Source organism: Amycolatopsis sp. NPDC054798, assembly GCF_053611505.1.
In genome coordinates this window covers 1-10,721 of record NZ_JBSHAM010000045.1, presented here as the reverse complement: position 1 = coordinate 10,721, position 10,721 = coordinate 1, and the positions used below count along the sequence as shown (strand labels likewise).

At 69.4% G+C, this 10,721-nt stretch carries 12 protein-coding genes; 11 read left to right on the top strand and 1 reads right to left on the bottom strand.

Annotated elements, in window-relative coordinates; all coding sequences use genetic code 11:
• Positions 1-202: 202 nt before the first annotated feature.
• The 10 genes from ACWGIC_RS25750 (at position 203) to ACWGIC_RS25705 (ending at position 7,894) form a co-directional block, all read left to right on the top strand.
• Positions 203-1,057, top strand: a complete 855-nt coding sequence (locus ACWGIC_RS25750) for a helix-turn-helix transcriptional regulator (protein WP_452078493.1) — start codon at positions 203-205, stop codon at positions 1,055-1,057.
• Positions 1,054-2,502: a Fe-S cluster assembly protein SufB gene (gene sufB, locus ACWGIC_RS25745; RefSeq protein WP_452078492.1), complete on the top strand. Its 1,449-nt coding sequence runs from the start codon at positions 1,054-1,056 to the stop codon at positions 2,500-2,502. The genes ACWGIC_RS25750 and sufB overlap by 4 nt, the downstream gene beginning before the upstream one ends.
• Before the next feature lie 2 nt (positions 2,503-2,504).
• Positions 2,505-3,677 (top strand): Fe-S cluster assembly protein SufD, encoded by a 1,173-nt coding sequence (gene sufD, locus ACWGIC_RS25740; RefSeq protein ID WP_452078491.1) that lies wholly within the window; start codon positions 2,505-2,507, stop codon positions 3,675-3,677.
• 41 nt (positions 3,678-3,718) lie between these two features.
• Positions 3,719-4,489 (top strand): Fe-S cluster assembly ATPase SufC, encoded by a 771-nt coding sequence (gene sufC / locus ACWGIC_RS25735; RefSeq protein WP_452078490.1) that lies wholly within the window; start codon positions 3,719-3,721, stop codon positions 4,487-4,489.
• A 50-nt stretch (positions 4,490-4,539) separates the two neighbouring features.
• Positions 4,540-5,856 (top strand): cysteine desulfurase, encoded by a 1,317-nt coding sequence (locus ACWGIC_RS25730; RefSeq protein ID WP_452078489.1) that lies wholly within the window; start codon positions 4,540-4,542, stop codon positions 5,854-5,856.
• Positions 5,853-6,302, top strand: coding sequence for a Fe-S cluster assembly sulfur transfer protein SufU (gene sufU, locus ACWGIC_RS25725; RefSeq protein ID WP_452078488.1), 450 nt, complete (start codon positions 5,853-5,855; stop codon positions 6,300-6,302). Before ACWGIC_RS25730 ends, sufU begins: the two co-directional genes overlap by 4 nt.
• Positions 6,299-6,700, top strand: a complete 402-nt coding sequence (locus ACWGIC_RS25720) for a metal-sulfur cluster assembly factor (protein WP_452078487.1) — start codon at positions 6,299-6,301, stop codon at positions 6,698-6,700. The genes sufU and ACWGIC_RS25720 overlap by 4 nt, the downstream gene beginning before the upstream one ends.
• Before the next feature lie 127 nt (positions 6,701-6,827).
• On the top strand, positions 6,828-7,253 hold the full coding sequence (locus ACWGIC_RS25715; protein WP_452078486.1) for a hypothetical protein: 426 nt from the start codon (positions 6,828-6,830) through the stop codon (positions 7,251-7,253).
• A gap of 30 nt (positions 7,254-7,283) precedes the next feature.
• Positions 7,284-7,526, top strand: a complete 243-nt coding sequence (locus ACWGIC_RS25710) for a hypothetical protein (protein ID WP_452078485.1) — start codon at positions 7,284-7,286, stop codon at positions 7,524-7,526.
• Positions 7,523-7,894, top strand: coding sequence for a hypothetical protein (locus tag ACWGIC_RS25705; protein WP_452078484.1), 372 nt, complete (start codon positions 7,523-7,525; stop codon positions 7,892-7,894). The genes ACWGIC_RS25710 and ACWGIC_RS25705 overlap by 4 nt, the downstream gene beginning before the upstream one ends.
• A gap of 92 nt (positions 7,895-7,986) precedes the next feature.
• Here ACWGIC_RS25705 and ACWGIC_RS25700 read toward each other — a convergent pair whose 3' ends face one another.
• On the bottom strand, positions 7,987-9,918 hold the full coding sequence (locus ACWGIC_RS25700) for an ABC1 kinase family protein (protein ID WP_452078483.1): 1,932 nt from the start codon (positions 9,916-9,918) through the stop codon (positions 7,987-7,989).
• 171 nt (positions 9,919-10,089) lie between these two features.
• Here ACWGIC_RS25700 and ACWGIC_RS25695 point away from each other — a divergent pair, with 171 nt between their 5' ends.
• Positions 10,090-10,632 carry a snapalysin family zinc-dependent metalloprotease gene (locus ACWGIC_RS25695; RefSeq protein WP_452078482.1) on the top strand — a complete coding sequence of 181 codons (543 nt, stop codon included), beginning with the start codon at positions 10,090-10,092 and terminating at the stop codon, positions 10,630-10,632.
• Positions 10,633-10,721: the final 89 nt, after the last annotated feature.

Below are 10,721 nucleotides of genomic sequence, written 5' to 3'. Positions count from 1 at the left end.
CTTATCCCCCCTTGGGCTCCCCGCCGCCGCTTTTCCACCGGTTGCTCGTTCATGGCCTCCTGGAGGGAATCTGATTCCCTCAAGGAGCCCTTCACGGACCTGGGCCGGGTGCCGCCGCGGCGAGGCGCGTCCGGAGGTGAGTCGGGTCACTGGGCGACACCCCGCCTTTGCCCGCTGGCCGGAAATAAGACACACTTGTGTTGTGAAAAAGAACGGGAGCACCGGCGAGGGGCGCGGCGACCAGCCGCGCGCCGCGGCTGTCGGCGTTCCCGTGCAGGTCAGCGCGGCAAACGTGGCCGAGGGCCGCACCCGGCACGAGGTCGCCCGGCTGCTGCTGGAGCAGGGCCCGATGACCGCCGCGGTGGTCGCCGAGCAGCTCGGCATCAGCCCGACGGCGATCCGCCGCCACCTCGACGCGCTGCAGGCCGACGGCGAGGCCGAGACCCGCGACGCCCCGCGCAAGGGCCCGCGCGGACGCGGCCGCCCGGCCAAGCTGTTCCTGCTCACCGAAGCGGGCCGGGCCCGGTTCGGGCACGCCTACGACGACCTCGCGGTGTCGGCCATCCGCTTCCTCGCCGAGCACGCCGGACCGGACGCGGTGCGCGCGTTCGCCGAGCGCCGGGTCGAGGGACTGGTGGGGCCGCACCGGCAGGCGATCACCGGATCGGCTGATCCGGTCGAGCGCGCCGAGGCCCTCGCCACCGCGCTGAGCAGGGAGGGCTACGCTGCCTCGACCCGCCAGATCGGCGCGGGAGCCCCCGTCGCGCACGCCGGCGCGCAGCTGTGCCAGCACCACTGCCCGGTCGCGCACGTCGCCGCGGAATTCCCGCAGCTGTGCGAGGCCGAGACGGAAGCGTTCGCGAAGCTGCTGGGCACCCACGTCCAGCGGCTGGCGACCATCGCGCGCGGAGACAACGCGTGCACCACACACGTACCCGCCGGACCGGCGGGTATCCCGGCCCATCCCGAGCCGGACCGCACGACGAAGCCCGGAGAAGCGGCCCCGCCGCCCGACGGGCACGCACCACGGATCCCGAATGGAGGGAAACCCGCATGACTGCCGCTGCCGAGCAGCGCACTCCCACCACCGAGCCGTTGAGCCAGGAAGAGACCATCGCGTCCCTTGGCAACTACGCCTTCGGCTGGGCGGACTCCGACGAGGCTGGCTCCAGCGCCCGCCGCGGCCTGAACGAGGATGTCGTCCGCGACATCTCCGCGAAGAAGTCCGAGCCCGAGTGGATGCGCGACGCCCGATTGAAGGCGCTCAAGCTGTTCGACCTCAAGCCGATGCCGAACTGGGGCGCCGACCTGTCGGGGATCGACTTCGACAACATCAAGTACTTCGTGCGGTCCACCGAGAAGCAGGCGACCAGCTGGGAAGACCTGCCCGAGGACATCAAGAACACCTACGACAAGCTGGGCATCCCCGAGGCGGAGAAGCAGCGCCTCGTGGCCGGCGTCGCCGCGCAGTACGAGTCCGAGGTCGTCTACCACCAGATCCGCGAGGACCTGGAGGAGCAGGGCGTTCTCTTCCTGGACACCGACAGCGCGCTCAAGGAGCACCCGGAGATCTTCCAGGAGTACTTCGGCTCCGTGATCCCGGCGGGCGACAACAAGTTCTCCGCGCTGAACACCGCGGTGTGGTCCGGCGGCTCGTTCATCTACGTGCCGAAGGGCGTGCACGTCGAGATCCCGCTGCAGGCCTACTTCCGGATCAACACCGAGAACATGGGCCAGTTCGAGCGGACGCTGATCATCGTCGACGAGGACGCCTACGTCCACTACGTCGAGGGCTGCACCGCGCCGATCTACCAGTCGGACTCGCTGCACTCCGCGGTCGTCGAGATCATCGTGAAGAAGGGCGCCCGCTGCCGCTACACGACGATCCAGAACTGGTCGAACAACGTCTACAACCTGGTCACCAAGCGCGCCAAGTGCGAAGAGGGCGCGACCATGGAGTGGGTCGACGGCAACATCGGCTCCAAGGTGACCATGAAGTACCCGTCGGTCTTCCTCATGGGCGAGCACGCCAAGGGCGAGGTCCTGTCGGTCGCGTTCGCGGGCGAGGGCCAGCACCAGGACGCCGGGGCCAAGATGGAGCACCTCGCGCCGCACACCTCCTCGACCATCGTGTCGAAGTCGGTGGCGCGCGGCGGCGGCCGCACCTCCTACCGCGGCCTGGTCAAGGTCGCGAAGCGGGCGCACCACTCGCGCTCCAGCGTGGTCTGCGACGCCCTGCTGGTGGACACCATCTCGCGGTCGGACACGTACCCGTACGTGGACATCCGCAACGACGAGGTGTCCATGGGCCACGAGGCCACCGTGTCCAAGGTCAGCGAAGAGCAGCTGTTCTACCTGATGTCGCGCGGCCTCGACGAGGCCGAGGCGATGGCGATGATCGTGCGCGGGTTCGTCGAGCCCATCGCGCGCGAGCTGCCGATGGAGTACGCGCTCGAGCTGAACCGCCTGATCGAGCTTCAGATGGAAGGGTCCGTCGGCTAGTCATGTCGGTTACCGAGAACAACGTCGCCGAGTCGTTGCGGGAGGGCGCTGTCATTCCGGCGGCCTCCCGCGCGGAGCGGTTCACCTCTTACGACGTCGCGGCCTTCGAGGTCCCCGGCGGGCGTGAGGAAAACTGGCGCTTCACTCCGATGAAGCGCCTGCGCGGCCTGCACGACGGTTCCGCCGTCGCCTCCGGCGAGATCACGCTGGAGACCGAGGCCGCGCCCGAGCTGAAGATCGAGAGCGTCGGCCGCGACGACGCGCGCCTCGGCGAGGCGGGCGTGCCGAGCGACCGCATCGCGGCGCAGGCGTACTCCTCCTTCGCCAAGGCCACGATCGTGACCGTGCCGAAGGAGACCGAGGCGTCGAAGCCGTCGGTGCTGCGCATCCACGGCCCGGGCGAGGGCAAGGTCGCCTACGGCCACCTGCAGGTGCGCGCCGAGGCGTTCGCCAACGCGGTGATCGTGCTCGACCACGTCGGCTCCGGCACCTACGCGGACAACGTCGAGTTCGTCATCGGCGACTCGGCCAAGATCACCGTGGTCAGCGTCCAGGACTGGGCCGACGACGCGGTGCACGTGTCCGAGCAGCACCTGCGGCTGGGCCGCGACGCGACGCTCAAGCACACCGTGGTCACCCTCGGCGGCGACCTGGTGCGCGTGTCGCCCACGGCGACCTTCGCCGACCGCGGCGGCGACGTCGAGATGCTCGGCCTGTACTTCGCCGACGCCGGCCAGCACCAGGAACACCGGCTGTTCGTGGACCACGCGGTGCCGAACTGCAAGTCCAACGTGATGTACAAGGGCGCCCTGCAGGGCGACGACGCGCACACGGTGTGGATCGGCGACGTGCTGATCCGGGCGGCCGCCGAGGCCACCGACACCTACGAGCTGAACCGCAACCTCGTGCTCACCCCCGGCGCGCGCGCCGACTCGGTGCCGAACCTCGAGATCGAGACCGGCGAGATCGAGGGCGCGGGCCACGCGAGCGCCACGGGAAGGTTTGACGACGAGCAGTTGTTCTACCTCCAGTCGCGCGGGATCGGCGAGGAGGCCGCGCGGCGGCTGGTCGTGCGCGGGTTCTTCCACGAGATCCTGGCCCGCATCGGCGTGCCCGAGGTGCGCGAGCGCCTCGAAGCCGCGATCGAGGCCGAACTCGAAGCCGTGGGCGCCTGAGCCCGTCGTCCGTCCACTTCAGACTCTTTAGGAAAAGCAGAATGGCTACCCTGGAAATCAAGGACCTGCACGCGTCGGTGAACACCGACGAGGGCGCCAAGGAGATCCTCAAGGGCGTCAACCTGACCATCCGGTCCGGCGAGACGCACGCGATCATGGGCCCGAACGGCTCCGGCAAGTCCACCCTGTCCTACGCGATCGCCGGCCACCCGAAGTACACGGTGACCTCCGGCGAGGTGCTGCTGGACGGCGAGAACGTGCTCGAGATGAGCGTCGACGAGCGCGCCCGCGCCGGCCTCTTCCTCGCCATGCAGTACCCGGTCGAGGTCCCCGGCGTCTCGATGTCGAACTTCCTGCGCACCGCGGCCACCGCGGTCCGGGGCGAGGCTCCCAAGCTGCGCCACTGGGTCAAGGAGGTCAAGGACGAGATGGGCAAGCTCGGCATCTCGCAGGAGTTCGCCGAGCGCTCGGTGAACGAGGGCTTCTCCGGCGGCGAGAAGAAGCGCCACGAGATCCTGCAGCTGGCGCTGCTCAAGCCGAAGTTCGCCATCCTCGACGAGACCGACTCCGGCCTGGACGTCGACGCGCTGCGCGTCGTGTCCGAGGGCGTCAACGAGTACAAGTCGGGCAACGAGGTCGGCGTCATGCTGATCACGCACTACACCCGCATCCTGCGGCACATCACGCCGGACTTCGTGCACGTCTTCGCCGACGGCAAGATCGTCGAGTCCGGCGGCCGCGAGCTGGCCGACGAGCTGGAGGAGAACGGCTACGTCAAGTACGTCGGCGCACCCGAGCCCGCCAAGGCCTGACGTTTCCCGCGCCCCGTTCCCGACGACACCGAGAGAGAGGAGTTGGCTCGATGACCACCACGGCTTCGAACAGCCCGACCAACTCTGTTCCCCTTGACGTGGCGGCACTGCGTGCCGACTTCCCGATCCTGACGCGCACTGTGCGCGACGGGAAACCCTTGGTGTACCTGGACTCCGGAGCGACTTCGCAACGGCCGGTGCAGGTGCTCGACGCGGAACGGCGGTACGTGTTCACGTCGAACTCGGCCGTGCACCGCGGTGCCCACCAGCTGTCCGAAGAGGCCACCGACGCCTACGAATCCGCGCGCGCCAAGACCGCGGAATTCGTCGGCGCGGACCCGGAGGAGCTGGTGTTCACCAAGAACGCCACCGAGGGCATCAACCTCGTGGCGTACGCGATGAGCAACGCCGCCACGGCCGGTCCGGAGGCTGAACGTTTCCGGATCGGCGAAGGCGACGAAATCGTCATCACCGAGATGGAGCACCACGCGAACCTGGTGCCGTGGCAGCAGTTGTGCCAGCGCACCGGGGCGACGCTGAAGTGGTTCAAGGTCACCTCCGAGGGCAGGCTCGATCTGTCCGATATGGACAGTGTGATCACGCCGCGCACCAAGGTGGTCGCGTTCGCGCACCAGTCCAACGTGCTCGGCACGGTCAACCCGGTGGCCAAGCTGGTGGCCAAGGCCAAGGAGGTCGGCGCGCTGACCGTGCTGGACGCGTGCCAGTCGGTGCCGCACTTCCCGGTCGATTTCCACGCGCTGGGCGTCGACTTCGCGGTGTTCTCCGGGCACAAGATGCTGGCCCCGTCCGGGATCGGCGTGCTGTACGGCCGCACCGAACTGCTCGGAGCGATGCCGCCGTTCCTGACCGGCGGCTCGATGATCGAGCTGGTCACGATGGAGCGCACCACGTTCGCCGCGCCGCCGCAGCGGTTCGAGGCCGGGGTGCCGATGACGTCGCAGGCGATCGGCCTCGGCGCGGCGGTGGACTACCTGTCCGCCATCGGGATGGACCGCGTCGCGGCGCACGAGCACGAACTGGCCGCGGCCGCGATCGCGGGCATCAGCGAGATCCCGGGCGTGCGCATCGTCGGGCCGACCGATCTGGAAGACCGCGGCGCGACTGTCGCGTTCGTGATCGACGGCGTGCACCCGCACGACGCCGGCCAGGTGCTCGACAGCCTCGGCATCGCGGTGCGGGTGGGACACCACTGCGCGTGGCCGCTGCACCGGGCGTGCTCGGTGCCGGCGACGGTGCGGGCGAGCTTCTACCTGTACAACACGCTGTCCGAAGTGGACGCTCTGGTCGCCGGGATCCGCGAGGCGCAGAAGTTCTTCGGGGTGGCCCAGGACGGGGCCGCGAAGTGAACCTGGAGAGCATGTACCAGGAGATCATCCTGGACCACTACAAAAATCCGCACGGGCGCGGCCTGCGCGATCCGTTCGACGCGGAGTCGTTCCAGGTCAACCCGACCTGCGGCGACGAGATCACCTTGCGGGTCAAGGTGAGCGACGGCAAGGTCGAGGACGTGTCCTACGACGGGCAGGGCTGCTCGATCAGCCAGGCGTCCGCGTCCGTGCTGACCGATCTGGTCGTCGGGCACACGGTCGAGGAGGCGTTCACGACCATGGACGCCTTCGTGGAACTGATGCAGGGCAAGGGCAAGGTCGAACCGGACGAGGACGTACTGGAAGACGGCGTCGCGTTCGCCGGCGTCGCGAAGTACCCGGCGCGCGTGAAGTGCGCCCTGCTCGGCTGGATGGCGTTCAAGGACGCGGTGTCCAGCACCACCACAGGAGCTGAGAAGGCATGAGCGAAGAGACGACGGCCACCGACCCGCGCGAGGGGCGCACCGCCGCGGACCTGCCCGAGCAGGCCGCCGCCGTCCCCGCTGACATCGCCAAGATCGAGGACGTCGAGGAAGCGATGCGCGACGTCGTCGACCCCGAACTCGGCATCAACGTCGTCGACCTCGGCCTGGTCTACGACATCCGGGTCGAGACGGACAACACCGCGACGATCGACATGACGCTCACGTCCGCGGCCTGCCCGCTCACCGACGTGATCGAGGACCAGACGTCGGCGGCGCTGACGTCCGGCGGCCTGGTGAACGACTTCCGGATCAACTGGGTCTGGATGCCGCCGTGGGGTCCGGAAAAGATCACCGACGACGGCCGCGAGCAGCTGCGGGCGCTCGGTTTCACCGTCTGAGGTTGTGTTTCGCGAAGGCCGCTCCCGGTTCGCCGGGGGCGGCCTTCGGCGTATCCCGGAGTGGTGCGTTCGGGCGCACCCGGGCGAAACGCCGGATTCTGTCGGCGCCGGATGCTATTACTGGCAGATGACCGAATCCGGCTCTGAATCCGTTTCTGTTCCCGAGGAAAGACCCAGCCGGGGCCTGGCCGTGGGGGCGGTGGCCGTCGCCGCGGTGAGTTTCTCGCTCGCGGTGCTGACGTGGCTGGCCTGGCTGCTGGTCCGGCCCCGGCTCCTGGTGAGCGGGGTGTATCCGATCGTGGCCGAGGTGTTCGTCCTGGTACTCGGCGCGCTGTGGTTCCTGGCGCTGCTGGCCGGAGTGCTGGCGGTGGTGCTGGGGCGGCTCGGGGGAGGCCCGCACCGCGGCGGCGACCTGGCCCGCACGGCTGCGCTGCTGGGCGGGTTGACCGTGGTGGTGGCGCTGGCCGGGACGATCGCGTTCACGGTGAGCCCCGGCCTGATGCCTGCTTATGGCGACGGCGGACGGTCGCTCAACTCGATCTTCCGCCAGTAAGGTTCTGTATAACGACCTATACGGCGGCGGATGGTTTCGCGAGTCTATTGTGGACAGACCTGGGGCGATCCGCGGTCGCGTAACAAATCCGTGGCTCTCGCCGATCCTCGCGAGGTGATCGAAGGTTTTCCGGCCCCGCCGCCGGTTTCCCGGGCGCCTCGCCGGTTTCCGGTGGTGCTGGCGCTGTTCGTCGTGGTCGCGCTGGCCGGGGCCGCCGGATGCGGGTACGGGCTGCTGACGGTGTTCGGCTATCGCTCGGTGAAGGGCCGGTGAACGTGATGGCTCCGGCCGTGCCCGCCGGGACCACGATCGTCTTCGGCAACCGGGACGGGCAGATCTACCACCGCGGCGACGTGGTGCTGGCGAGCATGCCCGCGCAACCGGACGACGAGGCGTACGACCTGATCGGCCGGGTGATCCGTCGCACGCTGCCTCCGACGACGGCGTTCACCGCCGCGGGGCTGCCGGGTGCGCCGGAGGAGGATCAGGGACCGTTCCTGGGGCGGGTGCTGGCCGGAGCCGGGGCGGGGGCGTTTCTCATCGGGTTTCTGGGCGCGGTGGTGACGGGTGTGCGCCGGGGCCGGAAACGGCGGCTGTCCGCAGCGTACGGGGCCGTCTCGGTGACCGGGAATCCGTTCTAGGGCAAGCAGATTCCGGCGACGACCGCGTTCGCTGACGCCGGAGGCCGATACATCAGAGCCGGATTCCGCGCGGTCACCGGCGGAGCGTGGGGTTACCGGGTTCGCCGGTCTGCTCGTGACCGTCGGCCGGACCGCCGGAAGACGACGAAAAGCAGCCGCAGTCCCGCCAGCGCGCTGATCATCAGCAGGTTGTAGCCGAACACGTGGTTCAGCGTCAGCCCCGCCACCAGCTGCGGGCCGCTCGCACTGGCCAGCAGCAGTACCGCCATGAGCCCGGTCGCGATGCCGACCAGCGCCAGCAGCACCTCGTGCACCAGGCCGGTGACCAGGTCGCGGTCGCGTTCGTCGGAGAACAGCCGCAGGTTCACCGACAGCCGGCCTTCTTCCAGTGCTGCGCCGATCCGGTCGACGCGGCGGGGCAGACGGCGCAACACCGGCAGCAGTGCGGTGAATTCGTCGGTGACGGTGCGGCGCAGGGTTTCCGGGCGCAGGCCGAGGCGTTCGGTGGCGAACGCGCGGGATTCGGCGACCAGGTCGAAATCCGGGGCCAGGGTCGCGAGCGTGCCTTCCATGGTCGCCAGCGCCCGGAACACCGCGGCGATCGGCGGCGGGACGGCGAGGCGGAAGTCGGCGATGACGCGGAACAGGCCGGTGAACAGGTCGAGCCCGGGCGTCCGGCCGGGTCCGAAGTGCCGGGCGAGCAGGGCGCCCAGTGCGCGTTCCAGGCGTTGTTCGTCGAGATCGTCCGGGCGGTGGACGATTTCCAGCAGCCCGTCGCGGACGCCGGCCGGGTCGCCTCGGTCGACGGCGGGCAGCAGGGCTTGCAGTCCGGCGCGCAGTCCGGTGTCGAGGCGGCCGACGGAACCGAAGTCGAGCAGGCCGAGGGTGCCGTCTTCGAGCAGCAAAACGTTGCCAGGGTGCGGATCCGCGTGGAACACCCCGCCGAGCAGCACCTGGTCCAGCAGTCCGCGCAGGAAGGTGCGGGCGAGTTCCTCGCGGGAGCCCGAGGAACCGGCGGAGAGCGGTTTGCCATCAAGCCTTCGCATCACCAGAACGCGCTCAGTGGACAGTGCTTTGTGGACAGTAGGCAGCGTGACGCCGGGAATCGGATGTGCGGCAATGGCTTCGATGTTCGCGGCTTCGGTGCGGAAATCCAGTTCGTCCTCAAGGGACTCGGCGAAACCGTCCGCCAGTTCCAGCACGCCGAGCGAGCGGGCCCAGCCGGCGCGCTCGTGCAGCACCGCGGCGAGACGGCGGACGATGTCGATGTCGCGTTCCACCTGCTCGCGGATCCCGGGCCGTTGCACCTTCACCACGACCTCGGCTCCCGACCGCAGCCGAGCGCCGTAAACCTGCGCGATCGACGCTGCGGCAAGGGGTTCGTCGTCGAGATGGGCGAAAGTGGTGAGGTCGATTTCCTCGCGCAGCAGCGCGCGCACCTCGTCCTCGGGGGCGGGCGGGACCTGGTCGTGCAGCTTGCTGAGCTCGCGGATGTAGACGGGCGGCAGGAGATCTGCGCGCGTCGAGAGGAGCTGACCGAGCTTCACGAACGTCACGCCCGCTTCTTCGAGTGCCAGTCGAAGGGAGCGCGCGAGTTTCGCGGAGCCGTCGGGGCCCGCGGTGCGGCGGCCGGTGAGGAACGAGCCGAGGCCGTGGCGGATCGCGATGCGCATGATCCGCGAGTAGCGACGGGTGCGGGCCGCGCGGGACCGCAGCGACCGCATCCGGGCGAACAGGCCGGGACCGCCGGACGGAATCGCGAGTTCGGCGACGAAAAGGACCAGCAAGGTCACCGCGAGCGCGCTGCCTGCCAGCGGGATCAGCAGCCCGATCGCGACGCCGGGGGTGGTGAGCACGATCAGCGGGAAAGTCCGGATGACGGTGCCCGCGACGAGCCAGCCCGCGAGCGCGGCTCCCAATGCCCGGACGAGACCGACGCGCACCCCGAGCACTTTGCGGGCCGCGGCGACGAGCGGCCACAGCACGACGACGTAGGCCAGCAGGCCGAGCAGCAGCGTTTGCATGCCGACGAGCACACCAGCGCGGCCGCGCCGGCGGATCCAGCCGGGGCGGGACGGACCTCCCTCTCGCGGGGGAGCGTCCTACTTTCGGACGTGGTCGCGCCAGTGGTGAACTTCTAACGTCGTCGAGCGGACAAGGGTTGCTTGCTTTCCCGATGAGCTACGGAGGACACGATGCACGCACGAGGGTTCCGGCGGATCGCCGCACTGGCCGCGGTCGCCGCCGCGCCGCTCGGTTTCGGCCTGGCCACCGCACCCGCCGCGTCCGCCGCCGCGGCGACCACCGTCTACTACAGCTCGGCGGGCGCGCCGGACTACGTCGCGCAGATCGACCAGGGCGCGGCCAACTGGAACGCCGCGGTCAGCGACGTGCAGCTGGTGAAGGACGAGGGCAAGGCGACGATCACCATCCACGAGGTGCACAGCGGCGGGTCGTACACGCAGACCGACGGGCACGGCAACGGCGACGTCTACCTGGACACGAGCCAGGTCGCCGAGGGCTACGACCCGACCCGCATCGCCGCGCACGAACTCGGCCACAACCTCGGCCTCCCGGACCACTACGAGGGTCCGTGCACCGAGCTGATGTCGGGCCACGGGCCGGGCACGTCCTGCACCAACGCCAAACCGGACGCGCAGGAATCGGCGAAGGTGCAGCAGTTGTGGGCCAACGGTTTCCACACTGAGGGCACGCGGGTGACCAAGACCGTCTACTGAGGTCTCGTGAGTGCTGGGGGCGGGGGTAAACGGCGCCCGCCCCCAACCACCCCCAAAACGGTTGGAGGTAGAATAAAAGGGAAATCGGG

What these genes read in the sequence shown, in the direction of transcription:
- ACWGIC_RS25720 (WP_452078487.1), top strand. Translation starts at nt 6,299, where the DNA reads ATGAGCGAAGAGACGACGGCCACCGACCCGCGCGAGGGGCGCACCGCC.
- ACWGIC_RS25730 (WP_452078489.1), top strand. Translation starts at nt 4,540, where the DNA reads ATGACCACCACGGCTTCGAACAGCCCGACCAACTCTGTTCCCCTTGAC.
- sufD (WP_452078491.1), top strand. Translation starts at nt 2,505, where the DNA reads ATGTCGGTTACCGAGAACAACGTCGCCGAGTCGTTGCGGGAGGGCGCT.
- ACWGIC_RS25700 (WP_452078483.1), bottom strand. Translation starts at nt 9,918, where the DNA reads ATGCAAACGCTGCTGCTCGGCCTGCTGGCCTACGTCGTCGTGCTGTGG.
- ACWGIC_RS25695 (WP_452078482.1), top strand. Translation starts at nt 10,090, where the DNA reads ATGCACGCACGAGGGTTCCGGCGGATCGCCGCACTGGCCGCGGTCGCC.
- ACWGIC_RS25715 (WP_452078486.1), top strand. Translation starts at nt 6,828, where the DNA reads ATGACCGAATCCGGCTCTGAATCCGTTTCTGTTCCCGAGGAAAGACCC.
- ACWGIC_RS25710 (WP_452078485.1), top strand. Translation starts at nt 7,284, where the DNA reads ATGGTTTCGCGAGTCTATTGTGGACAGACCTGGGGCGATCCGCGGTCG.
- sufC (WP_452078490.1), top strand. Translation starts at nt 3,719, where the DNA reads ATGGCTACCCTGGAAATCAAGGACCTGCACGCGTCGGTGAACACCGAC.
- sufB (WP_452078492.1), top strand. Translation starts at nt 1,054, where the DNA reads ATGACTGCCGCTGCCGAGCAGCGCACTCCCACCACCGAGCCGTTGAGC.